We start from the raw sequence: 25,947 nt of genomic DNA on the forward strand, positions 1-25,947 counted from the left end.
TTTTTCAAAATCTTAGAAACTTAGAAACTTAGGATCTCAGTATCTTAGAAACTTTAAAAACTATAAATTAAATGAAGCTCCTAAACTAAAAGTAGCTTGATTATTCAAATGATAAAAACGATCATCGCTTGAACTGTATTTTGCAATTGGGAATCCGATTTCTGTGAAAACACCAAATCCTTCTGTGAAGAAATAACGGCCTCCAACATGACCTCCGAAATTACGTAAACCTAAGCTTAATCCAGGGTATACGTCCAATTCTTTTACTCCAATTACACTAGATAAGTTAGCATTAATTCTTGCTTTTGCATCAAAACGATCCCCAAAATCAGGTTTAGCAGTACCAGACGCTCCATTAGGAAAACTGTAATAATAAGTGTCTACTCCTAATAAGTAGTTAGAGACAAAACCAAAAGAGAAATTTTCTCCTAAACCAAAATCAACAGAACCTTGAATTCCAGAACCACCATCTTGCAAATTAGCTCCTACGTTTACTTTAATATCTCCCTTTCCTTTAAAAGCTTCTTGAGCATTAACAAATCCGAATGTCACTAAAAATACAAGTGTAATAACCTTTTTCATAAAAATTTAATATTAATTATTTGGGTAGCAAATGTAAAATTTAAATAAATTAATTCCTACCTTTTTCGTTAAAATAGAGTTCGTTCAGTGGTTCACTTTGCCAGTATTCCTTAGTATCAACATCTAAAATCGTAAGCGGACCTCTAAATGCTGCGCCTGTATCTACATTCCAGACACAAGCTCTGTTTACAGGAACCGTTTCTCCAATTCGGGTAACGGGTGTGTGGCCAATATAAACTTCCTTATAAACGGTAAATCTTTTCGGATAGTGTAAATCGTCTTCTTTTAATTTTGGGTCTAATGAAAGTGCTGTTTCCCAAAGGGTTCTATCCCAGTAAAATAGTTTAGAAAAATATTCCCATTTTACACCATTCAAATTAGTGAAGCCTGCATGAACAAACAAACGATTGTGATCGTCAAGATAAAAATCCTGAAGATTTTCTAGAAATTCGATATGCGCTTTCTTTTTCTCTTCAGAAATTTTAGCATAACCTTCAACCGTAGCTTTTCCGCCATGTTTGTACCACATTTCTTCATCAAAATCATCATGTCTGTTTTCGAGCCAGTCCAAAGCCAGCTGATCATGATTTCCTCGTATGCAGATGCAGTTTTGTTTGCTTTTTAAATCAATCAAATAGTCGATTACTTCAACAGACTGACTCCAGCCGTCAACATAATCGCCCAAAAAAATTAGAGTATCTTCTGTGGTAACGTTGGCTCTCTCTAGTACTTGTTCAAGTGCAAGTAATCCGCCATGAATGTCACCTATAACAAATGTTCGCATTATTTAATTTTTCGAGTAGAAGAACAAAAATAGAAAGAATAATTGGTTTGAACTCATTGAATTCAGATTCTTTAAAAATTGATATGATTTATAACTACTTACAATACTTTTTTATTATTTTTCCTCAGTAAATTTGCAAAATGTCTGAAACACCAACATATCGCAAAATTATCCATATTGATATGGATGCATTTTACGCATCGGTAGAACAGATGGACAATCCGGAATTAAGAGGCAAACCGGTAGCAGTTGGAGGTTCTGAAAATCGAGGTGTAGTTTCGGCTGCAAGTTACGAAGCCAGAAAGTTTGGCGTTCGTAGTGCCATCAGCGGGGTTTTAGCAAAAAAATACTGCCCGGACATTATCTTCGTCAGACCCAGATTTGATCGTTACAAGGAAATTTCATCCAAGATTCATAAAATCTTTCATGATTATACTGATTTAGTCGAGCCTCTTTCGCTTGACGAAGCTTACTTGGACGTTACCAAAAACAAAAAAGGAAATCCTAGCGCAAGTCTTTTGGCACAGGAAATTAGGCAAAGAATTTTTAATGAAGTAGGGTTGACGGCTTCGGCGGGAATTTCGGTCAATAAATTTGTGGCTAAAATTGCCAGCGATTATAACAAACCAAACGGACAAAAAACGGTAAATCCCGACGAGGTAGAAGCTTTTCTGGAGGATCTTCCCATTCGTAAATTTTACGGAGTTGGAAAAGTAACTACAGAAAAAATGTATCAGCTCGGAATTTTTACAGGAACCGATTTGAAAAGCAAATCTCTAGAGTTTTTAGAAAAGCACTTCGGAAAATCGGGAACATTTTATTACCATGTGGTTCGAGGCATTCATAATAGCGAAGTAAAATCTTCACGAATTACCAAATCTGTTGCTGCAGAACATACTTTTGATGTGAATTTGTCTTCGGAGATTTTTATGATGCAACAGTTGGAGCGTATTGCAACTTCGCTAGAGAAACGTCTTCAAAGGCATAACATTTCTGGAAAAACGATTACGCTCAAAATCAAATACAGCGATTTTTCGCAGCAGACGAGGAGTAAAACGCTTCCCTATTTTATTTCTGATAAAAGTCTGATTATGGAAAACGTTGAGGAATTATTGTACCAGGAAAAAATGAAAGATTCAGTACGATTGCTCGGAATTTCGTTGAGCAATTTAAATAACGAGGTAAAAAAAGCGGTGGTAGTACAGCTTAAATTTACTTTTTAATAACAATTTTGAAAAGTTTAAAATAAGGCTAGGTTATGAATAACAAGATTTTTCTGCTATCTTTGAGTAAAAAGATATATCTGTCTTCTGAATTGATTTTGTATGAAAAATAGAAATTCCGACGATCCGTTACAGCGAAATTCAGTTCCAATTCTTTCTTGGGATTTTCATTACGAATATCTAAACGAGCTAAAAGCATTAAGTACTGATTTAAAAAGGGTAAGCGAAATCTCAGATGAGTTTATCTGGGATGAAAAAACGCTCAATATTCAGGAACGAATCAAAAATGAAGTGGTTTTAATAACCGATTTAGATTTGAAAATAGTTTTCGCGTCAAGCGGAATAAAAAAAATGACGGGTTACAAAGAAGAAGAAGTCTTAGGAAAAACCCCTAAGATGTTTCAAGGCCCAGCAACTTCACAAAAAGATTTAAAGGAAATTAGAGATGCGGTAAAAAAGAAGATTCCTTTTGCCAAAACCCTCGAAAATTATAGAAAAAACGGTCAAACCTATAAATGTAAAATCGATGCCTCGCCAGTTTATAACCTGAAAGGTGAGATATCTCATTTTATAGCCTTCGAAAAACAAGACATAAGCGCTTAGTTATTTTGCCGCAAAGGCACTAAGACACAAAGATGTTTTTTAAAGAGAAAAAAATAAAGCTATCCGTTAGGGATAGCTTTATTTTTATAAAAAACTTTGCGTCTTAGTGCCTTTGTGGCAAAACATCTTTATAAATTAGCAAAGAAATCATTTCCTTTATCGTCGGTGATAATAAACGCAGGGAAATCTTTGACGGTGATTTTACGAACAGCTTCCATTCCTAATTCTTCAAAATCAACAACTTCCACTTTTAAGATATTATCTTGAGCCAAAATAGCAGCAGGCCCACCGATAGACCCCAAATAGAATCCGCCGTATTTGTTGCAGGCATCAGTAACTTGTTTGGTACGGTTTCCTTTTGCCAGCATAATCATACTTCCGCCATTTTTCTGGAATTCATCCACATAAACATCCATACGACCCGCAGTTGTTGGTCCGAAACTTCCAGAAGCCATTCCGTCTGGAGTTTTTGCAGGACCAGCGTAATACACGGGGTGATTTTTGAAATACTCTGGCATTGGTTTTCCAGCGTCTAACAATTCTTTAATTTTTGCGTGAGCAATATCTCGGGCAACAATTACAGTTCCGTTTAGTTTTAAACGAGTTTTAACAGGATATTGAGATAATTTAGCCAAAATATCTGCCATAGGTTGATCTAAATCAATTTCTACAGGAGCTTCTAAATGCGGAGCTGTTTCTGGTAAAAATTGCTTTGGATTTACTTCTAACTGCTCAACAAAGATTCCGTCTTTAGTGATTTTTCCTTTGATATTTCTATCTGCCGAGCAAGAAACACCCAATCCAACCGGACAAGAAGCTGCGTGACGAGGCAAACGGATTACACGAACATCGTGCGTGAAATATTTTCCTCCAAATTGCGCTCCAATAGCACTTTCTTGGCAGATTTTCTGAACTCTTTCTTCCCATTCAAAATCACGGAAAGCTTGGCCCGCCATGTTTCCAGAAGTTGGAAGGTGGTCATAATATCCAGCAGAAGCTTTTTTAACAGCGCTTAAGTTTGCTTCAGCAGAAGTTCCGCCAATTACCAAAGCTAAATGGTATGGAGGACAAGCAGAAGTTCCTAAATCTTTAATTTTTGTGCGAATGAATTCATCTAATGATTTTTCATTCAACAAAGACTTTGTTTGTTGGTATAAGTATGTTTTGTTTGCAGATCCTCCACCTTTTGCCATGAACAAAAAGTCGTAAGAAGTTCCTTTTTTAGCATAAATATCAATTTGTGCCGGAAGATTTGATCCTGAATTTTTCTCTTCAAACATCGAAATCGGAACAATCTGAGAATAACGTAAATTTCTTTTTTGATACGTATTAAAAATACCACGGCTTAACCACTCTGCGTCATCAACACCAGTAAAAATGCTTTCGCCTTTTTTAGCCATTACAATCGCAGTTCCAGTATCTTGACAGCTTGGCAACTGACCTTCAGCAGCGACAGAAGCATTTTGAAGCAAGTTGTAAGCTACAAATCGATCATTGTCTGTTGCTTCTGGATCGTCAAGAATTTTTCTTAGTTTCTGTAAATGCGTTGTTCGTAGCATAAACGAAACATCTGTCAAAGCTTCTTCAGCCAATAATTCTAAACCTTTTGGATCAACGGTTAAAACTTCACGTTCTCCAAATTGTTCTACTTTCACAAAATCAGAAGTGATTTTGCGATACTGCGTATCATCCTTTAAGATCGGATAAGGATCTTGGTATATAAAATCGATCATTGTTTTGTTTTTTTACAAATTTAGAAATTATTTACCTAAGAAAGAATTTGAATTAGGACTCTTCTGCAGATGTTTTTTACTCTGCAGCGTTAAATTGATCAAACGTCATCTTTTTTTCAAAGTACGGTTTGTCTTTGGCAGAGAGTAACATTTTTTTCCATTTATTATCTTTTAATTCGAAAGCTATTGAGTCTGAGTGCTTAAGGATGCCCATGTCCATGTTTTCATCTTCGTCCGCAGGTATAAACGCAACAGTTTTGCAATAAAAGGATTTTGGATCAGATTTAGTAGAAGTATTTACAATTTCAACCCAGCTTCCCCAGCCGCTGTCGGTCATAGAGCTCCATTGGTGTACCAATTGTAATCCGCTGTTTTTTAGATAATACAAGTAGTTGTCATGCGCATAGCCACAAGCAGGAAATCCAACGGTGATTTGTATGAATGGCGAATTTTTAGAAGTTTCAGATGTTAATCCGTAAGAAGCCGTCCACTCAGAATCTTTCTCAAAACCTTTTATAGCAACTTTAGAAGAGGCGCTTTTGGTTTTATTCTGATAAAAGTCTAATCGGTATTTTACCGTAACGATACTGTCCTTGTCTGCTTGCTGATCTACCAAATGCGCCAGTATAAAATCTGTAGAAGATTCTGTTCCGTCCGTGTAAATGGCTACAGTATCAGTTTTAATAATCTTTTCATCAGCAGAAACCTCTAATGTCTCTTGCGGTTCAATGATTTCTGCTATAGGTGGCGCAGCATCTGTAGGTTTTGTTTTTTGACATCCGATAAAAATAAGTAGGGAGAAAAATAGAGTGTGGATTTTCATCTTTGGGGAGATATTTAATTGTTTTTTTAATTCTAGCGAAACCTCTAAAGTATAAAATTATGAGATTTTTTTGAAGAAAAAAGAAAAAGAAGCACATGAAAAATAAGTTTAATTACTTTCAAGGCTTCTTTTAAAACTTTAATTAATTAGTCTTTATTCTTTGTAATAAAGGTATTTAGAGTGTTTTTTTTAAGGATAAAAAAATGTTCTTAATTTTTTAAAAAAACCAAGTTGCTACAAAAATGGCTGTAATTACACAGATTAAATCTACCAAAAGCATTGTACCCAAAGCGTAACGAGTGTTTTTGATGTTTACAGATCCAAAATAAACCGCAATTACGTAGAAAGTACTCTCGGCGCTGCATTGGAAAATACTGCTTAGTCTTGCAGTTAAAGAATCGGCTCCAAAGGTATTCATCGAATCAATTAGAAAACCTCTTGAACCTGCAGAACTAAATGGACGAAGCATCGCAACTGGCAATGCATTCGTAATTTCTTTGCTTACACCTAAATTCGAAAAGACAAATCCGATTGCATCGCTGATAATTTCGAATAAACCGCTGTTTCTGAATAGTGAGATTGCAACCAGCATTCCTAAAACATAAGGAAAAATCGTAACTCCAGTTTTAACTCCGTTATTGGCGCCAACTACAAAAGTGTCGAAAACAGTGGTTTCTGCATCTTTGAATTTTTTTTCATGTATGAATGAGAATATTAGAGTAAATGCAATAATGGCAATTAAGATTAATCCAGAAAGGTTAGAAGTAAAATAGTTTTTTCCGATTAAGTCCAAATGATTCACATACATCAGCAAACTTACAATTGCAGCAATTAAAACCATCAAACCAATAAGAAGCGAAGCACTTTTAAAATTGATTTTTTGTTTGATTCCAACAATCAGGAAAGCCGCAATGGTTCCGATGAAAGATGTTATAATACAAGGCAGCATAACATCGGCAGGATTACTGGCGTTTGCCGCAGCACGGTAACCAATAATTGAAGTTGCAATTAAAGTCAAACCAGAAGCATGAAGGCACATAAACATGATTTGCGCATCACTCGCTTTGTCTTTTTCGGGATTTATTTCTTGTAAACTTTCCATGGCTTTCAATCCGAATGGCGTTGCAGCAGAATCTAATCCCAAGAAATTGGCAGCAAAATTCAAAGTCATGTAAGATATCGAAGGGTGATTTTTAGGAATACTCGGGAAAACTTTCACAAAAACCGGACTCAAAGCTTTGGCCAATTTTCCTGAAGCTCCAGAAACGATTAAAAGTTCCATCAAACCACAGAAAAAAGCTAAATAAGCAATAAGAGGCAAAATTAGATCAACCAAAGTGCTTTTACAAGTTGGCAATAAACCATCAGATTTTTGAAGTCCGCTGTAAATTTTTACGGTTTTGTTTTTGTAAACGTAAGTAGTGTCGGCATTAAGCGTATCACGATTGATAATCATGGTCTGATCTGGCGCTTTTTTAATGCTGTCTTTTAAGAAAGCAGGAAGTTCTTCGACGTATTTTTCAGAAACCAAAATTGGATCGTCTTTCTTTCCATTCAAAATAGAATCAATGGTATACGTGTTGGCAGTAAACAAACTGACTACAATAAAAACAATCGAAGAAATAAAAATCGCTAACCAAAATCTGCTTAATACCATAATTGTAATTTTTTGTAAATGTAATTATTTAGCAATAATAAGCATAAAGATTTTATATAATGAAACGGTAATTTGAGTTTATATGTCGCCTCGTTGGGGGCTTTTTGAAATAGGGAAATTTCATTTGCTATAAATATTTCGCTCTTCCAAAGCTCTTTTTGAATTTTAGTCAGGTAAATAGCTCTGGAAGAGCGATATATTTATAGAAATCGATTAGACAATAATTAAAAAGCCCAGCGGGGCAAAATCTAATTTATCTATTGTAAAATGGACTATACAATCACCACTTTGGTTTCCAAATAGGTTTCAAAAGCTTTAATGCCTTCAAACAAAATTTCTTTTTTCGAACTTTCGGTTTCAGTAAAAAATTCCGTTTCAATTTTGGCGTAATCTTTTTTTATGGTTCGTTTCCAGATTCCGATTACTTTTCCGTTTTCTAAAATTATGGGTTTAAAGATGCCATTATTGGTAAAAACTTTCGATTGATGTTCGGTGTTAAAAGAAGCTTCGCGTGTTTTATACGAAATTAAAATTTCATCAAAAGCAGGAAGAAAATGTACGCCTTCGCGAAAATTTCCCTCATCTCTTAGCCCTTTTTTGAACCAATATTGTTGATTATCAATAGTAATATTTTCTAATTGCAACTCTATTGCGTTAATTATTTTCTTGCATATTGTAGCAGGAAATCCTGACCACCATGAAAAATCATATATTGTTGCTGGGCCATGACTTTCAAAATAGCGTAAGGCAAGTTTGGCTAATGCTTCTTCTGTTGACAATTTGTTTTTTGGTTTAGAAACTCTTTCTTCTAGCAGCGCATAAGTAATTTGTTTGCCTTTCATTTTACCATTGCAAACTAAACCATCCAATTCGGCATTCATCATTACAATAACAGGGGATAAATCTCCAGCTTTTTTCTGAATGTTAAGTTCCTGCATGATTTCCTCTCGTGTTAAATGATTATTTCCTGCTAGAAGTTTTTCTATGGCGGCATTGACCTGATCGAATTTCTTTTCGTCAAAACCATGCTGTTTGGCCATTGTAGCAAAAAGGCGCTTTACTTGTGGCGAAGAAAGCTCCAGCATCCAATAAATATCATCAGGAGAAACAAAATGCCAAGTTGGACGCAGAATATGAGTTCGAATGATTTGACCTGAATTTATGGCTTCTTCTATTTCTTTTTCGCTTGAACTACAACGAGAACCAATTGCCCATTTTGCCATTGCATAATCTTGAGCTTGCATAGCACCAAAATGCTTTACAATTTCTTGTGGAGAACATTGATTTTCCTGATAAAGCTTCTGAGAAGCCATACGATAATGTGAAATTTCGGAATGAATCATTTTTCAGTATTAATTTAAACCATAAAAGTTATACAAGTTCACATAAAAAATGACCTTAGTATCTTATCAACTCAGAACCTTAGCATCTAAAAAGAAGCTATACATGAATAATCTCATCATCAATTAACAAATCCTCTCGACGCAAGCGAAGAAAAACCTGCGCAACAGCAATGGTGTCTTTTTCGCAATACGTAATAATTCGATCAATGTCTTTTTCGACATAATAGACGTGAGCAACCTGGCTTCCGTCAATATCGCCTTTTGGCGAAGGAACTCCCAAAATCTTGGTTAGCAATTTTAGCGAAGTAAAATGCTTATAATCGCCAAATTTCCATAATTCGAGAGTATCGAGATGCGGAATTTCCCAAGGTTTTTTACCGAACAAATTCAATTTGTCGGGAATGGGCATTTGGTTGATGATCATTCTTCGGGCAATAAACGGAATGTCAAATTCTTTTGAATTATGTCCGCAAAGCAAATGCTGAGGCTGATTAAAATGATTGTTAACCAGATTCGAAAAATCTTTTAAGATTTTCTTTTCTTCACCAAAAAACGAAGTCACCCTAAAATTACGAACATCTCCTTTGATGGTAAAAAAGCCAACAGAGATGCAGATTATCTTTCCGAACTCGGCCCAAATTCCCGCACGTTCGTAAAATTCTTCTGGAGAAAATTCATCTTTTCGCTGATATTGTGTTTTCAAATCCCAAAGCGATTGCATTTCCGCGTCAAGCGAATTGAAGCTTTCTTCTTCGGGAACGGTTTCTATATCAAGAAATAAAATGTTATTGAGGTTTATTTTTTCAATCATTTTTAAGACTTCTTAGATATTAGATAATTAGACTTGTATTTTTATGTTTTACAAATATGCGTAAAATTCTTACTATTTAAAAATCGTTAGAATAAACTTTGTTGTGCAGACGGACATTCGTGTTCCAAAAGCCATTTTTTGCGTGACAATCCGCCAGCATATCCAGTTAAAGACCCATTTGTTCCAATAACGCGGTGACAGGGAACCACAATCCAAAGCGGATTTTTGCCATTTGCTGATGCTACAGCGCGAATTGCTTTTACATCGCCCAATTTCTTGGTCTGGTCCATATAACTAACCGTTTTTCCGTAAGGAATTTCTAAAAGAGATTTCCAGACTTTCTGCTGGAATTCGGTTCCTTGTGGATTTAGTTTAAGATCAAAATCGGTTCTTTTCCCTTCAAAATATTCATTCAATTGTGAAACGGCTTCTTGTAAAACGGCTGGAATTTCCTTAGAAACTTCATTTGTTCCAACATCGGAAACAGAAATTACCGAAATACCGTTTTCATCTCCAATGATTTTGGTGATTCCGAGAGGCGAATTGATGAAAACTGTTTCCATGATTTTTGAGTTATAACCGTATAGAAGCAAAGGTCAATCGCAAAGTTCGCAAAGTTTTTTTAAATCATGTAAGTAATTTAAGTTTTTGTATAACGCTTTAAACGATTGTCACCCTGAGCGAGTCTAAGGCTTGTGAAAAATAATATATCCCTGACTTTGTTAAGTCTAGAAGCATAAAGAATCAATTAAAAAGTCATTAATAGTCCACAGTTTGATTCTTTGGCTTCTTCGTAAATCTCAATTAATTCTTCATAAGCTTGGATAACTTCTTTGTCTAAGCTCTCAGTCTCGAAGATATTTATGAAGTTTTGTTTTAAACTTATTAGTTCTTTATGAATGCTAGAAATTTGCTGAGAGTCAATAAAACCAAGTCCCATTCTGCCTGGGTCTAAAGTAAAGTTTTCAGAATCTAATGATTTGCCAAGTATATAATATTCATTATTAAACTTAAGGTCTAATTCATCAAATGATTCTAATAATAATTCCCAGCTATAAGATAACCCTAATTCTTCATCAGGATTATAATATTTTGTCATTGCAAAATCTGCTAGTTCTTGAATATCTTCGGTTTCTAACTCTTCTATCCATTCAGATGTAAGTTCTTCTCCTGAATAAGGTGACTTTAAATCGTTTAAATTTTGGTTTATAAAAGAAATTAACAATTTTTCGTTATCTGTTTCTCCAGCAGTAAGAATGATTTCTGATAATTCTTTTGTGAATGCTGACGTATTAAACAAAAATGATTTGTGTTCCATTGACATGATTTTCGCGTTATAAATTTTTTGCAAAAATGTTTTATGGATGTGTTTTTAATAGCCTCAATAAGATGTATTTGTATCACTTTAAGTTTAAATAAGGATTTTAACTTTACCAAGCCGGATATCTTAGAGTTTAATAATTATCTAAACAGAATTTATAGTTCAAATAGTTTTCAATCTTTTCGCTAGAAACCACTTTTTTAATATTTGATTTTTCAGAATTGAATTTTGGTTCTGGCAAATTCATTTCGATCGCTTTTTGAGTATAGTATTCCTCTCTTGTTGGGTGAAAAGGTGCAACTGCATTAAAAACTTCATTCCATTTCGATTGATTTATGATTTCGTCAATAATGCCAATACAGTCGTTTTGATGAATTAAATTGATTGGAGCATCAGGATTTTCTAAGTTTTCTTTTCCAGCTAAAAACTTTACAGGATGACGATCTTCACCAATTAATCCGCCGAAACGCAGAATTGTAGTTTCAAATTTCTGATTTTCTTGAAGAAGCTTTTCTGCTAAAACTAACTGTTTGCCACTCTCAGTATCTGGATTTGGAATAGTTTCTTCTGTTACCAAACCATTTTCATCTCCATAAACCGATGTTGAACTTACAAAAAGGACTTTCTTAACCGTTGATTTTGCTATAAACGGAATCAAATTCTTGATTTTGTTTACAAATGTCATTTCGAGCGGAGTTGAGAAACTTTGATTGGCTCTTAATTTTGGCGGAATGTCTATGATTAAGATTTCGCTTTCCGCTAAAAAATCAGTGGTGTTTTCAGAAACACTTTCACTTTCAACCGTTACTAAAAACGGATTTATTCCAGCATTTTCTAAAATGGAAAGTTTATTTTCTGAAGTTGTAGATCCGTTTACCGAATTTCCTTTTGCAATTAATGCTTTTGCTAAAGGAAGCCCTAACCAGCCACAGCCAAGTATACTAATTTTTGTCATTTTTTCTTTTTAAGTTGCAAAGTTACAAAGTTACAAAGTTGCAAAGTTGCAAAGAAAATTAAACTTAGCGTCTTGGCGACTTTGCAAGATTAAAAGTCACAGAGAGATTCTTTGGTTACAAAGTTAAAGTAAATCGGACTTTGTCTTTTCCTTTTGCGCCCATTCTGTTGTAAAATTTAATAGCTCTTGTATTGAATTCTGGAGTTTGCCATTGTATGTTGACACAATTGTTTTGTTTTCCGATTTCTTTTAATTTCTCGATTAAGATTTCGCCAATTCCAAAACCTCTCGTTTCTTCTTCCAAAAACAAACAATCCATGTAAAGAAAGTCTTGCGCATTCCAGGTTGAAAAATCAAAAGTGTAAGAGGCATAACCGACAATGGTTTCTTCTGTAGCGACAACCAAACAATATAGTTTTGGGTTTGGACCAAATAAAGCATTTTTTAAACCTTTTTCTTTTCCTTCAGGAGAAAATTCGGCTTTTTCAAATTCGGCATGTTTCTGAATTAAAACCAATAGTTTAGGCAAGTCTGTGATTTCGCAGTTTCTTATTGAATATTCCATTGCAAGTTGATTTCGTTTTGTAAAAAGCTGATAAAATGATAGAAATAATCAGGATAACTTTCATTGGTGCGTGTTGCAATGAAGTGCTTTCTTTTTAAACCATTTTTTCCAACTTTTACTGCTTTTAGCGAAGTGGTTTTTAAATATGGCGTAAATGCCCATTTTGCCATCGACATGACTCCCATATCGGCTTTTACCATTTCTAGAGAAGCTTCGGTTAATGGCATCGGAGTTATTTTCTTCGGACTTACTTTGGCTGGAGCCAAAAGAAACTGATGAATAGTAACGGTTTCTAACGGAAGCGAATGAATTATAAAATGCTCGTTAATAAAATCTTCTGCAACGACATATTTTTTATCTGCCCAAGCATGATTTTCAGAAACTACCATTACCACCTCGTCCTGAAAAAGCTCTTGATATTTTATATTGCTGTCTTTTATCTGATCACTTACAATGGCAATGTCAATTGTGTTTTCTAGAAGTTTTTGCAATGGGATATGAGTCGCTTCGGCTACTATTTTCAATTCGACATTTGGGTATAAAAGATGAAATTGCTTTAAAACGGAAGGAAGCCAATGGTAACTTGAGAAACATTCAGTACTGATTCGGATTTCGCCATGTTCGCCAAAGACCATTTGTTTGATTTGAGTTTCGGCTTCGGCAAGTTTGTTCAGGATTTCATTGGCCAGTTCGTAGATTTTTTCGCCTGCTTTTGTAAGTACTAGTTTTTTATTTGTTCTTAAAAAAATGGCTGTTCCCAATTGATATTCGGCTTCTTTAAGCTGATGACTCAAAGCCGATTGTGTCAAATGAAGTTTGTCGATCGCTTTTGTGATGCTTCCTTCTTCGACAATTGCTTTTATCAATTTTAAGTGGCGTATTTCCATTTTTGAAGAATTAATACGCAAAGTAACAAAATTTTAGACTGGCTTTTGCATGAAAAAAAGTAATGCTTTTGATGAATTCTTTTCGTTTTTATGATGTTTGATGTTGGGCTACTTTTGGAAAAGTAAAACATCAAAACGCAAACAACATGGAAGCACAAATTAAACATTATGAAAACAAACTAGCTTTTGAAATGGATCCGTCTGATTTATTTGAAGCTTTAAACAATGGCGAGAAAATAATTGTAATCGATGCCAGAAGAGCTTTTGGATACGATGAAGAACATATTCCGAATGCCGTTAATATTCCGCACCGCGAAATGAATTTAGAAACTACAAGACATTTAGATAAAGATATTCTATATGTGACATATTGCACCGGAATTGGCTGTAATGCTTCGACAAAAGGAGCTTTGAATATGACTAAATTAGGTTTTAAAGTAAAAGAACTAATTGGCGGACTAGAATGGTGGAAAATCGACGGATATGCAACCGAAGGTACAAAAGGCGAAAAGAAAGGTTTGAAAATAGAATGCGCTTGCTAAAACTGAAAAAGGCAGACTTTAGAATTATAAGTCTGCCTTTTTATTTAAGTTTTATTCAATTTTAATGTTGTTTTTCTCTGCAATTTTTTTGAATACATCCTCTTTGTTTTCCGATTTCATTTTCTGGTAAAGAGCCCCAATAAGCTGTTCAGAATCTTTTGCATATTCAGAATTTTCATTGGTATAAATGATATGGGCCAAAAAAAGATTATCCAGCGCTTTTTCATCATCTTTCAGCATGAAATAGTTTTTTCCAGCACCAAAATAGCCTTCAGCATTGTTTGGATGATATTGAATTAGTTTTTCATAATAACTTATCGCAGTTTGATAATCAGATTTAAAAGTATAGGCAACACCAATATTCATCAAGGCAAAATTTCCTTCGGGATAAATTTCGAGCGATTTTTTGTAATATTTAATGGCATTATCATAATCGTTTAACTGTCTGTAAGAAACAGCCATATCATCAAGAGCAAGAACAAAATTTGGATCTTCTTTTAAAGCCAGCTGAAAACTTTCGATAGCCATTTTATAGTTGCTCTGGCGCATAAAATCTTTTGCAATTATATAAGAGTTCTGCGCGTTTTTGTTCTTTGATTCGCTATAAAAAACATCGTCTTTGTTTTCCATTAATTCAGGAACCAGATTCGGACATTTTTTTGAAATGACACCTTGAACTTTCAGAATCATTCCCTGAATGCCTTCAACTGTGTTTATTGATTCTCTAACTTTAGGATCTTTATCTGTCAAGATCACTTCGCTCATTGGTTTAGTTAGACAATCTCTATAAACGTCTTCAGTAACTTTTGAACTTTTTTCTAAACACTCGCATGCTTTTGTGGCGATTTTTTCTTCAACGGTTTGCGCATTCAGTGCCAGAAAGCCGCTAAAAGTTAAAAATAACGAGAAGTTTTTTTTCATTTTAAATGATTAAGGTTAGAGTGATTTTCTTATTCTGGTTTAACAACTGCCGGTTTCAAAGTATCTTTACTTACCGCCAAACTATCTACTGGCACAACAGGCTCAATAGGTTTTACTGGCGGCACATATCTTTTGATTTTCTGCTGTATTAAAATGGCATCATTTAAAACAAATGGTGTTGGCATCATCCAATCATTTCTTGGTTTAACATTCAATAGCGGATTGCTCATTAAATCGAATGAACTTTCGATTAAATCCATATCAAAAATAGACGATTTATTGATGTAGAATTCCATTTCAAGAGGTTCATTCCCTACAACATAATAACATAAAATTTTGCTGTCTTCTCTTTGCAGACGATTTCCTTTTTCGCCAGAAGTTGCCACTCCGTTTGCTTTAAAGTTAAAGAACGTCATTTTCGGATTAGCATAAATATCGTAACGATTTACTTTTCTGTTTGGAGTAATTTTGATTTTTAGATATCTATTATTTCCAATTACACTATCTCTTAAAAACTGAATTGTTGGTTTCGGAACTTCAACAACTGGAGCAATAGCGCTATAGGTAAACGTCGTATTGTATTTGCTTGCCAGTGGAAGCGTATTTAATCCAACTGCTTTTTGATTGTTTTCGCCTAAATAAGATTTAGTCCATTCGTCCAAATTAGTATCGTATGTTGTCCAAACAGCCGAATTGTTGTCTGCATTGTAAACATATAATAAACTATTCGATTTTGCTTTACCATATTCGTAACCAGAATTGTATCCCGCGTAAATGAAAAATGCAATAGAAGACAGGAAGAAAACAACGATCCAAGCTCCTTTTTTTGCAAATGCACCAAATATCGGAAGTAATAATCCGAACAAAAGAACGGTTAGAACAGCACTTCCATACAATATTTTAAGACCTAAACCAACAGGGAACATTACAATGAAAGGTGCAACAATTGCTAGGGCAGGAATAGAAAATATTAAATTCATTCCTAAACTGTAATGTTGTGTAAAGACAAAGATTCCGAATAATAAGATTCCGAAATAAACCGGAATAATTAAGAAACCTGCACCTGTTAAGCTATTTGCTAAAAAGGCATTGATGATGATCCAAACTAGTAAGGGCGCCACAAAATGGTTCATCGTAGTTTTTGCCTCAGAAAAATGATGGTAAAAAGCAAAACAGATTGCAATACTTAACGTAACAAAAGCACCAATGTAAGCATGACCGTTATAAGTAAATCCGTTTAGAAGATCAGAATACTGCGGGTAGATTTCAAGAACAAGTTTCCATCCTAAAAACGTTACCAATCCTGCAATTATAAGTGATCCAAGAAGTGGAACAAAACCTTTAAAAATTTCTGTGAAAGTAATGATTCGTTTTACTTTTCCAACGAAAATGAAAATAACCAATAAGCCAAAAGCAATAAGTGTCATTGGCATTACCCAAGTAAACGGATAACTGATGAAAGTAAAAGGAGCATTGAAATAAACATCGTCTTCTGTAGACTCGGTTTGGTTTAAATCAATATTAGAGAAGTATTTTATCAAAGGCATAATGTAAGTGCCTTGATGTGCCAATGTATTTTTGTTTAGATGCTGAACATCATCCTGTTGCGTATGATAGTTAAAATGCCCATCTATAAATGCAAAATTAAAACCTTGAATATTTCCTTGTTCTCTAAAAACAGTTAAATCGGTATCGTTAGGAAGCATTTTGTAAATACTATACATCAACGAATTTGAAACGGGATGTGAAGGTTTTGCTTTGGTAAATTCCTTAATCAGAGCTTGATTTCCTTTATTGGTTTCCATCAGCATGTAGCTTGGTCCAGAAGTTCCTCTTGCTTCAAAGTTTAAAACCAAACCAACGTCTTTTGCCCAAGGATGTTTATTTACGAATAAAGCAGCGCCGTTTAATCCCAATTCTTCTGCATCAGAGAATAATATGATAATATCGTTTTTTTGAGGATGTTTGGAGTACAAAAAGGCGCGAACACCTTCTAAAATGGTAGCGACTCCAGAAGCATCGTCGCTTGCGCCTTTAGAAAACGAGTGTGGTGCACTATCATAATGAGAAAGAAGTAAAAGTGCTTTTGTATTGTTAGTTCCTTTAATTCGAGCCAAAATATTTTTTGACTTTACCAAAAGACCTTTATCGTTTAGAGTAAAACCTTCCTGGACACTCGTTTCTAAACCAATTCGGTTTAATTCTAGCTTTAAATAGTTGGCAACAAGTTCGTGATTGGTTGACCCTACATAGTGCGGTTTCTGTGCAATAATCTCTACCTGATTTAAGGCTCTTTCGGTCGAAAATTCTGCAAGAGCTTCGTCATCTTTAGAGATTCCTTGCGGCATCATCGTGGCGTATATAATGCCAAGTAAGGCTAAAACGCAGACTATGGCTAGAATTGAGGTGGGGTTTTTTCTCATGGTAATAAATACTAACTATATTTCTTTTTTAACAAGCATAAAATAATCATTGTCCAAGGAACGATAGCCTTGATCGTACAAGAAATAATATGTATTTCCTGTCTTGGTCTGTAAAATGTTTGTAAAGAACTCAAAATCAAAACCTTTTGTTAGTAATTTATCTCTCGAAGCTTTCGATTTTCCGTCTACATTTAACTCTGCCAAAATACGGTAATTTTTGCGTAACTTGTTGTTTATATTTCGCATGAAATTCGTACTATCTTTATTTATTTTGTTATTGTAGGCATTTCGACAACTATCAGAACAGAATTTCTTGTCTTCTCTGCCAACAATTTTAATGGAACATTCGAGGCATGTTTTCATTTAACATTTTTATTTTGTTGATAAACTAGGTTTTTCACTTTCTCTTTTAATAATAACTTGATTAATTTCGTAGATTAAAAGCTCCACTTTTTTAATATCACAGTCGGTTAGAACAATATCCTTAAAACCATTTTCCAAATTAATTCTAAGTTCGCAAGATTTTTTAGGGACATTTAGTCCAAATGTTATTTCAATGATTTTATTAATGAAAGATAAATGTCTTATTAATTCTAAGCTTACAATGCTGTCAATTTCAAATATGACATTATCCTTTCTGAAATCAGTATTGTTAATTACTAGATGATCATTTTTAATATAAATCTCAAATAGCGGATTTTTTCGAATGACACTCATTGATTATTAATTTGAAAAGTTCTTTATGAATTAAATTTTTTAATTTCATAGAGATCGGATCTTCTGTCTTTTAATATTTTCACACTTCCATGTTCATGAAGTTCTTTCAGTAAATTTAAGTCAACATCTACAATTAGGGTCATTTCTGTGTTTGGAGTAGCTTCTGCTTTGATTCCGTTACTTGGAAAAGCAAAATCGGATGGCGTAAATACAGAAGACTGCGCATATTGAATATCCATATTATTTACTTTCGGAAGATTTCCAACGCAACCTGCTATGGCTACATAACACTCATTCTCGATAGCGCGTGCCTGCGAACAATGTTTTACGCGAGTGTACCCGTTTTGAGTATCTGTTAAAAATGGTACAAACAAAATATTCATTCCCTCATCGGCTAAAAGCCTAGAAAGTTCGGGAAACTCAACATCATAACAGATTAAAATTCCGATTTTACCACAATCAGTATCAAAGGTTTTAAACTGAGATCCGCCTTTCATTCCCCAATGGATAACTTCGTTTGGCGTGATATGAATTTTGGTATACATTTCTGATGTCCCATCTCTTTTGCATAAGAAACCAACATTATAGAGATTTCCGCCTTCTAGATAAGGCATACTTCCAGTAATAATGTTGATATTGTATGAAATGGCAAATTCCTGAAACTTTTTTCTAATAGGATCAGAGTGACGAGCCAGTTCACGAATGGCTTCTGCTTCAGACAAATGATTGTAATCGGCCATTAAAGGCGCAATAAACAACTCTGGGAATAAAGCAAAATCAGAACCATAACCCGAAACGGCGTCAATAAAAAATTCGGCTTGTTCAAAAAGCGCTTCAACATTATTAAGTGGACGCATCTGCCACTGAATTAATCCTAAGCGAATAATATTTTTCTTCAAATTAATCAGCTTCGGACTATCATCATAGTAAATATTATTCCATTCCAATAGAACCGCAAATTCTTTCGATTCTTCATCTCCTTCCAAATAATTTTTGATGACTCTCAAAACGTGAAAATCGTTACTTAACTGAAAAGAAAGAACCGGATCGTACAATTCTTTGGTACGCACCTTTTCGATATAAGCTTTTGGAGACATCTTTTTGGCATGTTCTCTATAGTTCGGAATTCTTCCTGCAAAAACAATCGCCTTAAGGTTCAATTGTTCGCAAAGTTCTTTTCTTGCATCGTACAAACGACGTCCTAAACGCAAGCCTCTATAATTTGGATGAATAAAAACATCTATTCCGTATAAAATTTCAGCATTCGGATTGTGGGTCGAAAAGGTATAATCGCCACTAATCTGCTGATAATTATGTCTTTTTTCTACTAATTTTTCGTCAACAATAAGAGATAGGGCAGAGCCAACAACTTTTCCATCAACCAAAATTACCAGCTGTCCTTCTGGAAAAATAGAAAGAAGTCTTTCTATATCCTCAGATCTCCAATAAGAATCGGCCATTTCTGGATACGATTCGATCATCGATTTCTTTAATTGTTTATAGTCTTCTATTTCAAGATTTCGTAACTCTACTTTTTTAATTTTTGCCTGCATATCGTAAGATTTATCTCAAATATACAAAAAACAATTTCCATTTACAAACGCTTACAAATAGTTACAGTCGATAGTAAATAGTTAATAACCGACTGTCTCGTCTGAGCTTTCGCATCTTTGCCATGTTGAATTTGATAAACGATTCAATTTAATAGTAACATTAAAATAGTATACGCCATGAGTGCAATTAGAAACAAAGTACAATTAATCGGGAATGTAGGGAATGATCCAGAAATTAAAACATTAGAAAGCGGTAGAAAACTAGCACACCTTACGATCGCAACAAATGAGATTTATAGAAATGATAAAGGCGAGAAAGTAGAACAAACAGAGTGGCATCGAATAACTGCTTGGGGGAAAACCGCAGAACTTATAGAAAAGTATGTTGTAAAAGGTAAAGAAATCGCTGTTGAAGGAAAACTGACACACAGAAGCTATGATGATAAAAACGGAGAGAAACGTTATATAACCGAGGTTGTAATAAATGAAATTTTACTGTTGAGTAAATAGCGTTTTTTTTTCGAGATAGTTAAACCCGACAGGATCCAAAACCTGTCGGGTTTGTTGTTTTTATAAATGAATTAAAGTTCGAAACGCCATTAGCATCAGTTGTAAGAACTTCGCTCATATAATCAAAAAAAGGTCTCATGTTTTTGAAAGCATCCAATGCCAGTTCTAAAAACTGCGGACTCAAGACTTCTTCATCTGTAAAACGCTTAATGACCAAAAATTGTTTGAAACGAAGCAAATCAATGGCAGGATGATCAACATCAAAACCTTTTGGCTTTGTTTTGAGCTGTTCTCCTTGCAAAGTGCCAAAATTGCTTTTGAAAGAATCTGAATTCAATATTTCTTGAAAGGTTTCTGGATCTTGAGCAAATTCGTTTCTTATTCGTTTTAAATCTGCGGCATTTGGTCCCCAGAAACCACCAGCAAAAAAGCTGTTTCCTTTTTCCAGATGAAAATAATAACCGCCACGTCTTGCTGCAGTTGCTCTTGTGTAACTTCCTCCCCAATAATGCTTAAAAGGGGTTTTATCTTTAGAAAAACGAATGTCTCGATAAATTCTGTAAACGCTTTTCTTGCCCGAAGCATTTTCTAAAACATCAGTTTTGGAAAGTTCCTTCAGTAAAGCGCCTGCAAAATTTTCAATATGATTGAGCTCTATTAAATATTGTGGTTTATGCTCTTCAAACCAAGGTTTATTGTTGTTCTTTTTCAGTTCAACTAAAAAGTCAAGACTAGATTTGGGAATTGTAACAGTGTTTTCCATAATTGAATTTAAAAATCGAAAGTGACTGCAATTTAAAACTAAAAAACCCACCAGAGAAATCTGATGGGTTTTTCTATATTGCATTAAGCAGTTTTTTTGAATAAGTCAAACATAGGACAGCGTGAGCAGCGTTTCTTTTCGCTCTTTTTATATTTCTCGCAACAAGAAGATTTACAGTTTTCAATCTTCTTAATTTTATCAAGGATATCTTTGTTTTTCTTTTTCTTTTTATCCTTTTTTTTGTCCTTGTCTTTTTCTTTCTTGCTCACTTTTTCCTCTGAATTTTAAAAACAGAGACAAATATAAATCAAAAAAGTTATTTTTAAATGTTCTAAATAAACTTTAACTTTTTTATTTAGGATTGATAGCGATTGAACTCGTAACTGTTAATTGCTGAATATCACGATCAAACAAATAAAGTCCACCTTTATCATCACCAATTAAGTTGATTTTATCTAAGATCGATTTAGCTGTAGCTTCCTCTTCAATTTGTTCAGAAACGTACCATTGCAAGAAATTGTGCGTAGCATAATCTCTTTCTTCAAAAGTAATGTGCACTAATTCGTTGATAGATTGCGAAACAAAAAGTTCGTGATTGTAAAGCTCCTCAAACATCTCTTTGAAAGTAGTATAAGTTGTTTTTGGCGCTTTAAGATCTGTTACCTGAGCGTGTCCTCCGCGTTCGTTTACATACTTAACTAGTTTAAGCATATGTGCGCGCTCTTCATCTGACTGTGTGTACATAAATTGAGCGATTCCCTCTAATCCTTGTACTTCAGCCCAACAAGCCATAGAAAGATAAGTTTGCGAAGATTCTGCTTCTATGCGGATTTGCTTGTTTAAAGCTGATTCAATATTTTTTGCTAACATAATAAGTGTCTTTTTTGTAAAATTAAGCAAAATTATTCATTTCATTTTTCTAAAGCTTGAAAACATTAGACTCTTGGATTAATTTCACTAGAATAATAGTAAGAAGTTAGGCTTTAGTTGTGTAGCATAAAAAAAGCCCCTAAGAAAAAATCTTAAGGACTTTCGAATCAAGTATTAAAAAGAAATTATTTTACAATAAAAGTAACTCGTCTAGCTAATCTTCTAGCTTCGTCAGAATCTTTTTGAATTGATGTATCTGCACCATTTGCAACAACATTTAAACGAGAAGAAGCAATTCCAGCTTTTTCGAAAATTGTTTTTACGTTAGTAGCTCTAGTATAAGATAATTTTTCATTATACTCAGCTTTTCCAACTTGGTCAGCATAACCAACAAGGTCTAGAGATGCAGAAGGGTTTTTTCTTAAGTAATTTAACACAACGTCAATCGCAGCTGTTGAGTTCTCGATTGGAGTTGTTTTATTGAAATCAAAATAAACACTGTAATATTTGTCATTAATCATTCTTCTGATTAATTCGTTATCAGTTGCCTGAGGAGTGTTTATTTGTTTTTCAACAACTACTTCTTTTTGTGCAGGTATTTTTTTGATTTGTGCTTCAAGATCTGCTACTTTGTTTTCCAATGCAGAAATATCCACATTGTTACCTTCGCTTGAAGTTACAGTCCAGTCTGCATGTTTTGTATTTTTTCCTAAGTACACATTTAAACCAACTGTTCCGTTAAAAATCAAACCTGAGAAACCTCTGTTTTGACCTACATAAGCTCCGTCAAAGGTATGATCTTGTGATGCATTCAAAATTGTAGAGAAATCACCAGTTAAAGCAACTCTGTTTGATAATTTTATTTGTCCAGTTACACCGGCAATAAAGTTACCCACTTCATCTGCTCCTTTAAAGTTATCACTTCTTAATTGACCATAACCAAAACCAGCATGACCTAATAAACCGACAGTGTTTGTCCATGTTTCAAAATTCATGATACGGCCTAAGTTAGCAACAGCTTGTAAATCTACTCTGTAGTTTTTTGAATCAAAATCGATAGAGTTGCTTTTTGAAGTAAAACTGTTGTATCCAAAATCGGCCTTTAAACCAAATTTGTTGTTGAACATATAACGAACCCCTACTTCGCCAACCCAAGGACTTGGAGTACTTGTTGAGTAACCTGCTGAAAATGATCTTTGAGGCTTAGTTAGTCCGCCAGCTAGTTCTACAGACCACTTATTATAGCCGCTATTGTTTTCTGTTTGCGCATGTACTCCTGTTAAAGCCAGGGCAAATGCAAGAGTCATTACAATTTTTTTCATTGTTTCTTAATTTTAAATATTGTCCAAAACAACAATAAATTGTAAGTAAAAACTTTCTCTTAAAGACAAAAAAGTATTAAAATAGGGTAATTGGCAAAAATCCAAGCGATAAAAAATAAGGAAAATAAGAGCAAATAGGTTTTATCAACGAATTGGTTTAATTAAATCCGTCAGTAAATTTGCGAAGAACAAGCTGTTTCGCAACAATGTCATAATAAGTTAAAATGGTGTAATTACTTAGTTTAACAGAATTAGGAAGAACTGCTTCTCGATGAGAATCTAAAAAGTAGAAGATTTTATCGGTAGCAAAAGGCTCGTGTGTTTCTTGTGTTGGTTCTAGTTTTTTGGTCCATATACTTTCAAAAAAAACAGAATAATTGGTCTCAACATTGTAATAATTGTTTGAAGGAAAATCTCCAAAAGGATCGCTAAAATTAAAACCATTAATAGATACCGCATTGAAATCTCTTCCGCTTCCTCCTAGTGTGATAAACAGATTTTTCTCGCTTTTATAAACCGAAACTCCGGCGTCAAGGGAAGATAAAGCTTTTAAAAATTTCGTTGTATTCTTTAACTTTCTGGGCTCACGATCTTCAATTTGCATTAGTAATGGGGAATTACTAAAACGAATGGTGTCTTTTTTTGAAACCGCAAAAGACTTTATCGATTCACCAGATTCATAATCTTTGATGTCAAGCAAAAGCTCATCGGCATTAAGATTAATTTGATATAATTTATTCTCGTGATAATAAGAATTAGACGTTTTTGGGTTTTTATCTCCAACCGGTTTTAAAAATGTCTTTTCTTTTATTTCTAGGTTTTCTAAATTAATATCAAACAATTGCGTTTTTCTAAAGTTTTGATCTAAAGTTAGAATCAAGCGATTAGGAAGGGTATAAATTTTACTTTTGGCAGTAACCTTATACAACGGATTGTATTCGCCAGATCCCATCAGTTCTATTGGATTTTCAAACAAAATTTGATGAAATGTTTTAGGCTGGTTTTTCTGATCTATAAATTTGAAAGCGCTAAAATCTAAAAACTTTTGTTCGGCCATTCCGTTTTTAAAAATAAAAGCAATCAAAGCCTCTTTTGTTCGATCTTTCATCAACAAATAGAAGTTGTTGTCTCTCTGATAATTTGTTATTAGCGAATTCTCTTCAAGCGGAATCTGAAATTTTAATGCTCTAGAGGTTTTGTTTTCCAGATAATATTTAATTAAAATAATTGATTTGTCTTCTTTCGAAAACCAATATAAAGTAGGATTTCCATCTTCGCTAAAACTGTAACCCATTAAAGATCTGTTTTGAGTATACTGACGATTTGTAACAAATTTATCTCTAAGAAATAAAGCACTATTGTACTTTAATATCGAAAGGCTATCTGCACTGGCAGCAAAAAGAAAAACATCATGAGTAATGGTATTTTCACCAATCATAATTTCAGATTGGCCAATTTGGTTTTTTAAATCTATTGCATAAGAAGTTAGTACTGTTTGACTTAACGAAACAGAACTAGAGATAAAAAACAAAAAAAGAAAAATTCGTTTCATATGTTTTTGGGCGCAAAAATCATTCCGATTATTTTACTGATTCATAAGCTCTTGAAAAAGATCTACAAACTGACCAACGTGCATTCCGTCCATTAAACCATGATGAACATAAACGGCCATCGACATAGTTCTTTTTCCAGTTTCGGAAACCATCATTTTACCAAACGAAATTTTTGGACAGCTGTCTGGATACGTAAAACTGCGTGCATGAGTTATCGAACTAAAATTCAACCACGGAATTGCCGAAAAATGAATCAGATTATCATCATCAAAAGATCTGGTAAAAAGTCCGTTTGTGTTTTGAATTCGCTCGATTTCGGTTAATGCAATTTGTTCGAATGTTTTAAAATCAGGATGATATTCAATTAAAGAAAATCCGAACGTGCCATCTTCACGACCAATTGTTGCCGATGCATCAATTTGATTGTTAATGTATATTTTGTCTTCTGAAATTCGATATTTAAAATTATCAATGGCGTTTACTGCAGCCAAAGTTTTATGCAAATAGAAAATGAAAAAAGAAGCGTTTATACTTTTTGCTATTTGATACGCTTTGGTGCAGTCAATTTCTACGGTGACTCCAAAAAAGGGTTCTTCCATTTGTTTGAAATGGGCAAAATGCTCTTTTCTATTCCAATTTTCTAGGTCTAAAAGTGTTTTCATTATAATAAATTCGGAACCACTTCTGCAATAGTTTCAAATGAACTAAAATGCTCGTGTTCTATAGTATGATTAATTTTTTCGTGTTCCCAAGTAGTATGAAATGGAATATGAACAGCATAACCGCCAATTCCTAAAACAGGAAGAACATCTGATTTTAATGAATTTCCAATCATCAAAAATTCGTGTGGCTCAATATCTAAACGGCCTAAAAGTTTCTGATAATCGATTTCTTGTTTGTCTGACATTACTTCGATATGATGAAAATAATGCCCCAAACCAGAACGATGCAATTTGCTGTGCTGATCTTTTAGATCGCCTTTTGTAGCAACGACCAATTTGTATTTTCCTTTTAAAGCTTCAAGAGTTTCTTCAATTCCGTCTAACAATTCGATTGGTTTTTCCAATAATTCTTTTCCATATTGAATGATTTTTTCAATGACTTCAATCGGAATGGTATTGTTAGAAATATTCATCGCAGCTTCAATCATTGAAAGAATGTATCCTTTGATTCCATACCCATACAAAGGCAGATTGGCAATTTCTATTTTGAATAATTCCTGCGAAATGCCTTGATGTGAAAGGTAATCTTCCATCAAAGCGCAAAATTTATGTTCGGTTTCCTCGAAATAAGGTTCGTTTACAAACAAAGTATCATCGGCATCAAAAGCGATTACTTTTAAGTTTGGTATTTTAGTTTTATGTAACATAATGTTTTTTGTTTCAAGTTCTGTTTGTTTCAGGTTTCAGGTTTTTCGCCACAGATTATTGAGATTAAAATGATTTTTAAAATCTGCTCAATCTGCCAAATCTGCGTGAAACTATAC

At 34.0% G+C, this 25,947-nt stretch carries 28 protein-coding genes; 4 read left to right on the forward strand and 24 right to left on the reverse strand.

What is annotated here, in order from left to right:
* Window positions 1-60: 60 nt before the first annotated feature.
* Both BSF41_RS14690 and BSF41_RS14695 read right to left on the reverse strand, forming a co-directional pair.
* The gene (locus tag BSF41_RS14690; RefSeq protein WP_095930256.1) at window positions 61-582 is read right to left on the reverse strand and encodes a DUF6646 family protein; all 522 of its coding nucleotides are present in this window, start codon (window positions 580-582) and stop codon (window positions 61-63) included.
* Window positions 583-631: 49 nt separating this feature from the next.
* Complete coding sequence (locus BSF41_RS14695; RefSeq protein WP_095930257.1) at window positions 632-1,366, reverse strand: metallophosphoesterase family protein; 735 nt, start codon at window positions 1,364-1,366, stop codon at window positions 632-634.
* Between the two features lie 140 nt (window positions 1,367-1,506).
* Here BSF41_RS14695 and dinB point away from each other — a divergent pair, with 140 nt between their 5' ends.
* Together dinB and BSF41_RS14705 are read left to right on the forward strand one after the other, a co-directional pair.
* Window positions 1,507-2,589 carry a DNA polymerase IV gene (gene dinB / locus BSF41_RS14700; protein WP_095930258.1) on the forward strand — a complete coding sequence of 361 codons (1,083 nt, stop codon included), beginning with the start codon at window positions 1,507-1,509 and terminating at the stop codon, window positions 2,587-2,589.
* 102 nt (window positions 2,590-2,691) lie between these two features.
* Window positions 2,692-3,192, forward strand: a complete 501-nt coding sequence (locus BSF41_RS14705; RefSeq protein WP_095930259.1) for a PAS domain-containing protein — start codon at window positions 2,692-2,694, stop codon at window positions 3,190-3,192.
* 128 nt (window positions 3,193-3,320) lie between these two features.
* Here BSF41_RS14705 and BSF41_RS14710 read toward each other — a convergent pair whose 3' ends face one another.
* The 10 genes from BSF41_RS14710 to BSF41_RS14755 all read right to left on the reverse strand — a co-directional run bounded on the left by BSF41_RS14710 (window position 3,321) and on the right by BSF41_RS14755 (window position 13,287).
* Complete coding sequence (locus BSF41_RS14710; protein ID WP_095930260.1) at window positions 3,321-4,925, reverse strand: fumarate hydratase; 1,605 nt, start codon at window positions 4,923-4,925, stop codon at window positions 3,321-3,323.
* Window positions 4,926-5,001: 76 nt separating this feature from the next.
* Window positions 5,002-5,748 (reverse strand): hypothetical protein, encoded by a 747-nt coding sequence (locus tag BSF41_RS14715; protein ID WP_095930261.1) that lies wholly within the window; start codon window positions 5,746-5,748, stop codon window positions 5,002-5,004.
* Between the two features lie 217 nt (window positions 5,749-5,965).
* Window positions 5,966-7,405, reverse strand: a complete 1,440-nt coding sequence (locus BSF41_RS14720) for a nucleoside recognition domain-containing protein (RefSeq protein WP_095930262.1) — start codon at window positions 7,403-7,405, stop codon at window positions 5,966-5,968.
* A gap of 272 nt (window positions 7,406-7,677) precedes the next feature.
* Window positions 7,678-8,748 carry a winged helix DNA-binding domain-containing protein gene (locus BSF41_RS14725; RefSeq protein ID WP_095930263.1) on the reverse strand — a complete coding sequence of 357 codons (1,071 nt, stop codon included), beginning with the start codon at window positions 8,746-8,748 and terminating at the stop codon, window positions 7,678-7,680.
* A 97-nt stretch (window positions 8,749-8,845) separates the two neighbouring features.
* Complete coding sequence (locus BSF41_RS14730) at window positions 8,846-9,559, reverse strand: 3'-5' exonuclease (RefSeq protein WP_095930264.1); 714 nt, start codon at window positions 9,557-9,559, stop codon at window positions 8,846-8,848.
* Window positions 9,560-9,645: 86 nt separating this feature from the next.
* Window positions 9,646-10,122, reverse strand: a complete 477-nt coding sequence (locus tag BSF41_RS14735; protein ID WP_095930265.1) for a methylated-DNA--[protein]-cysteine S-methyltransferase — start codon at window positions 10,120-10,122, stop codon at window positions 9,646-9,648.
* A gap of 185 nt (window positions 10,123-10,307) precedes the next feature.
* Window positions 10,308-10,877: a hypothetical protein gene (locus BSF41_RS14740; protein ID WP_095930266.1), complete on the reverse strand. Its 570-nt coding sequence runs from the start codon at window positions 10,875-10,877 to the stop codon at window positions 10,308-10,310.
* A gap of 136 nt (window positions 10,878-11,013) precedes the next feature.
* Window positions 11,014-11,835 carry an SDR family oxidoreductase gene (locus tag BSF41_RS14745; RefSeq protein ID WP_095930267.1) on the reverse strand — a complete coding sequence of 274 codons (822 nt, stop codon included), beginning with the start codon at window positions 11,833-11,835 and terminating at the stop codon, window positions 11,014-11,016.
* Between the two features lie 115 nt (window positions 11,836-11,950).
* On the reverse strand, window positions 11,951-12,400 hold the full coding sequence (locus tag BSF41_RS14750) for a GNAT family N-acetyltransferase (RefSeq protein ID WP_095930268.1): 450 nt from the start codon (window positions 12,398-12,400) through the stop codon (window positions 11,951-11,953).
* A complete protein-coding gene (locus BSF41_RS14755) occupies window positions 12,385-13,287 on the reverse strand; it encodes a LysR family transcriptional regulator (RefSeq protein WP_095930269.1) in 903 nt (300 codons plus the stop codon). Before BSF41_RS14755 ends, BSF41_RS14750 begins: the two co-directional genes overlap by 16 nt.
* Before the next feature lie 146 nt (window positions 13,288-13,433).
* Between BSF41_RS14755 and BSF41_RS14760 the strand changes: the two genes are divergently transcribed.
* Window positions 13,434-13,829 (forward strand): rhodanese-like domain-containing protein, encoded by a 396-nt coding sequence (locus BSF41_RS14760; RefSeq protein WP_095930270.1) that lies wholly within the window; start codon window positions 13,434-13,436, stop codon window positions 13,827-13,829.
* Window positions 13,830-13,880: 51 nt separating this feature from the next.
* Here BSF41_RS14760 and BSF41_RS14765 read toward each other — a convergent pair whose 3' ends face one another.
* From BSF41_RS14765 to BSF41_RS14785, 5 genes are read right to left on the reverse strand one after another with little or no spacing between them, the layout of a single operon-like run.
* On the reverse strand, window positions 13,881-14,750 hold the full coding sequence (locus tag BSF41_RS14765; RefSeq protein ID WP_095930271.1) for a tetratricopeptide repeat protein: 870 nt from the start codon (window positions 14,748-14,750) through the stop codon (window positions 13,881-13,883).
* 29 nt (window positions 14,751-14,779) lie between these two features.
* Window positions 14,780-17,173, reverse strand: coding sequence for a M28 family peptidase (locus tag BSF41_RS14770; protein ID WP_172426914.1), 2,394 nt, complete (start codon window positions 17,171-17,173; stop codon window positions 14,780-14,782).
* 15 nt (window positions 17,174-17,188) lie between these two features.
* Window positions 17,189-17,536 carry a hypothetical protein gene (locus tag BSF41_RS14775; RefSeq protein WP_095930272.1) on the reverse strand — a complete coding sequence of 116 codons (348 nt, stop codon included), beginning with the start codon at window positions 17,534-17,536 and terminating at the stop codon, window positions 17,189-17,191.
* A gap of 9 nt (window positions 17,537-17,545) precedes the next feature.
* Window positions 17,546-17,890, reverse strand: coding sequence for a hypothetical protein (locus BSF41_RS14780; protein WP_095930273.1), 345 nt, complete (start codon window positions 17,888-17,890; stop codon window positions 17,546-17,548).
* Window positions 17,891-17,913: 23 nt separating this feature from the next.
* Window positions 17,914-19,443, reverse strand: a complete 1,530-nt coding sequence (locus tag BSF41_RS14785) for a bifunctional GNAT family N-acetyltransferase/carbon-nitrogen hydrolase family protein (RefSeq protein WP_095930274.1) — start codon at window positions 19,441-19,443, stop codon at window positions 17,914-17,916.
* 177 nt (window positions 19,444-19,620) lie between these two features.
* Here BSF41_RS14785 and BSF41_RS14790 point away from each other — a divergent pair, with 177 nt between their 5' ends.
* Entirely contained in the window at window positions 19,621-19,953 is a 333-nt protein-coding gene (locus BSF41_RS14790) for a single-stranded DNA-binding protein (protein WP_095930275.1), read from the forward strand.
* 19 nt (window positions 19,954-19,972) lie between these two features.
* Here BSF41_RS14790 and BSF41_RS14795 read toward each other — a convergent pair whose 3' ends face one another.
* From BSF41_RS14795 to BSF41_RS14825, 7 genes are all read right to left on the reverse strand, one after another.
* Window positions 19,973-20,716: a DUF2461 domain-containing protein gene (locus tag BSF41_RS14795; protein ID WP_095930322.1), complete on the reverse strand. Its 744-nt coding sequence runs from the start codon at window positions 20,714-20,716 to the stop codon at window positions 19,973-19,975.
* Between the two features lie 83 nt (window positions 20,717-20,799).
* Window positions 20,800-20,985 (reverse strand): hypothetical protein, encoded by a 186-nt coding sequence (locus BSF41_RS14800; protein ID WP_029271150.1) that lies wholly within the window; start codon window positions 20,983-20,985, stop codon window positions 20,800-20,802.
* Window positions 20,986-21,067: 82 nt separating this feature from the next.
* Window positions 21,068-21,586 carry a ferritin gene (locus tag BSF41_RS14805; protein ID WP_095930276.1) on the reverse strand — a complete coding sequence of 173 codons (519 nt, stop codon included), beginning with the start codon at window positions 21,584-21,586 and terminating at the stop codon, window positions 21,068-21,070.
* A 185-nt stretch (window positions 21,587-21,771) separates the two neighbouring features.
* Entirely contained in the window at window positions 21,772-22,908 is a 1,137-nt protein-coding gene (locus tag BSF41_RS14810; protein WP_095930277.1) for an OmpA family protein, read from the reverse strand.
* A 157-nt stretch (window positions 22,909-23,065) separates the two neighbouring features.
* Window positions 23,066-24,460 carry a hypothetical protein gene (locus tag BSF41_RS14815; protein WP_095930278.1) on the reverse strand — a complete coding sequence of 465 codons (1,395 nt, stop codon included), beginning with the start codon at window positions 24,458-24,460 and terminating at the stop codon, window positions 23,066-23,068.
* A gap of 33 nt (window positions 24,461-24,493) precedes the next feature.
* The gene (locus BSF41_RS14820; protein ID WP_095930279.1) at window positions 24,494-25,123 is read right to left on the reverse strand and encodes a chloramphenicol acetyltransferase; all 630 of its coding nucleotides are present in this window, start codon (window positions 25,121-25,123) and stop codon (window positions 24,494-24,496) included.
* Window positions 25,123-25,830 carry an HAD family hydrolase gene (locus BSF41_RS14825; RefSeq protein WP_095930280.1) on the reverse strand — a complete coding sequence of 236 codons (708 nt, stop codon included), beginning with the start codon at window positions 25,828-25,830 and terminating at the stop codon, window positions 25,123-25,125. Before BSF41_RS14825 ends, BSF41_RS14820 begins: the two co-directional genes overlap by 1 nt.
* Between the last annotated feature and the right edge of the window lie 117 nt (window positions 25,831-25,947).

This window comes from Flavobacterium sp. ACN2 (assembly GCF_002303885.1).
Classification (GTDB): Bacteria; Bacteroidota; Bacteroidia; order Flavobacteriales; family Flavobacteriaceae; genus Flavobacterium.

What these genes read in the sequence shown, in the direction of transcription:
- BSF41_RS14690 (WP_095930256.1), bottom strand. Translation starts at nt 582, where the DNA reads ATGAAAAAGGTTATTACACTTGTATTTTTAGTGACATTCGGATTTGTT.
- BSF41_RS14695 (WP_095930257.1), bottom strand. Translation starts at nt 1,366, where the DNA reads ATGCGAACATTTGTTATAGGTGACATTCATGGCGGATTACTTGCACTT.
- dinB (WP_095930258.1), top strand. Translation starts at nt 1,507, where the DNA reads ATGTCTGAAACACCAACATATCGCAAAATTATCCATATTGATATGGAT.
- BSF41_RS14705 (WP_095930259.1), top strand. Translation starts at nt 2,692, where the DNA reads ATGAAAAATAGAAATTCCGACGATCCGTTACAGCGAAATTCAGTTCCA.
- BSF41_RS14710 (WP_095930260.1), bottom strand. Translation starts at nt 4,925, where the DNA reads ATGATCGATTTTATATACCAAGATCCTTATCCGATCTTAAAGGATGAT.
- BSF41_RS14715 (WP_095930261.1), bottom strand. Translation starts at nt 5,748, where the DNA reads ATGAAAATCCACACTCTATTTTTCTCCCTACTTATTTTTATCGGATGT.
- BSF41_RS14720 (WP_095930262.1), bottom strand. Translation starts at nt 7,405, where the DNA reads ATGGTATTAAGCAGATTTTGGTTAGCGATTTTTATTTCTTCGATTGTT.
- BSF41_RS14725 (WP_095930263.1), bottom strand. Translation starts at nt 8,748, where the DNA reads ATGATTCATTCCGAAATTTCACATTATCGTATGGCTTCTCAGAAGCTT.
- BSF41_RS14730 (WP_095930264.1), bottom strand. Translation starts at nt 9,559, where the DNA reads ATGATTGAAAAAATAAACCTCAATAACATTTTATTTCTTGATATAGAA.
- BSF41_RS14735 (WP_095930265.1), bottom strand. Translation starts at nt 10,122, where the DNA reads ATGGAAACAGTTTTCATCAATTCGCCTCTCGGAATCACCAAAATCATT.
- BSF41_RS14740 (WP_095930266.1), bottom strand. Translation starts at nt 10,877, where the DNA reads ATGGAACACAAATCATTTTTGTTTAATACGTCAGCATTCACAAAAGAA.
- BSF41_RS14745 (WP_095930267.1), bottom strand. Translation starts at nt 11,835, where the DNA reads ATGACAAAAATTAGTATACTTGGCTGTGGCTGGTTAGGGCTTCCTTTA.
- BSF41_RS14750 (WP_095930268.1), bottom strand. Translation starts at nt 12,400, where the DNA reads ATGGAATATTCAATAAGAAACTGCGAAATCACAGACTTGCCTAAACTA.
- BSF41_RS14755 (WP_095930269.1), bottom strand. Translation starts at nt 13,287, where the DNA reads ATGGAAATACGCCACTTAAAATTGATAAAAGCAATTGTCGAAGAAGGA.
- BSF41_RS14760 (WP_095930270.1), top strand. Translation starts at nt 13,434, where the DNA reads ATGGAAGCACAAATTAAACATTATGAAAACAAACTAGCTTTTGAAATG.
- BSF41_RS14765 (WP_095930271.1), bottom strand. Translation starts at nt 14,750, where the DNA reads ATGAAAAAAAACTTCTCGTTATTTTTAACTTTTAGCGGCTTTCTGGCA.
- BSF41_RS14770 (WP_172426914.1), bottom strand. Translation starts at nt 17,173, where the DNA reads ATGAGAAAAAACCCCACCTCAATTCTAGCCATAGTCTGCGTTTTAGCC.
- BSF41_RS14775 (WP_095930272.1), bottom strand. Translation starts at nt 17,536, where the DNA reads ATGAAAACATGCCTCGAATGTTCCATTAAAATTGTTGGCAGAGAAGAC.
- BSF41_RS14780 (WP_095930273.1), bottom strand. Translation starts at nt 17,890, where the DNA reads ATGAGTGTCATTCGAAAAAATCCGCTATTTGAGATTTATATTAAAAAT.
- BSF41_RS14785 (WP_095930274.1), bottom strand. Translation starts at nt 19,443, where the DNA reads ATGCAGGCAAAAATTAAAAAAGTAGAGTTACGAAATCTTGAAATAGAA.
- BSF41_RS14790 (WP_095930275.1), top strand. Translation starts at nt 19,621, where the DNA reads ATGAGTGCAATTAGAAACAAAGTACAATTAATCGGGAATGTAGGGAAT.
- BSF41_RS14795 (WP_095930322.1), bottom strand. Translation starts at nt 20,716, where the DNA reads ATGGAAAACACTGTTACAATTCCCAAATCTAGTCTTGACTTTTTAGTT.
- BSF41_RS14805 (WP_095930276.1), bottom strand. Translation starts at nt 21,586, where the DNA reads ATGTTAGCAAAAAATATTGAATCAGCTTTAAACAAGCAAATCCGCATA.
- BSF41_RS14810 (WP_095930277.1), bottom strand. Translation starts at nt 22,908, where the DNA reads ATGAAAAAAATTGTAATGACTCTTGCATTTGCCCTGGCTTTAACAGGA.
- BSF41_RS14815 (WP_095930278.1), bottom strand. Translation starts at nt 24,460, where the DNA reads ATGAAACGAATTTTTCTTTTTTTGTTTTTTATCTCTAGTTCTGTTTCG.
- BSF41_RS14820 (WP_095930279.1), bottom strand. Translation starts at nt 25,123, where the DNA reads ATGAAAACACTTTTAGACCTAGAAAATTGGAATAGAAAAGAGCATTTT.
- BSF41_RS14825 (WP_095930280.1), bottom strand. Translation starts at nt 25,830, where the DNA reads ATGTTACATAAAACTAAAATACCAAACTTAAAAGTAATCGCTTTTGAT.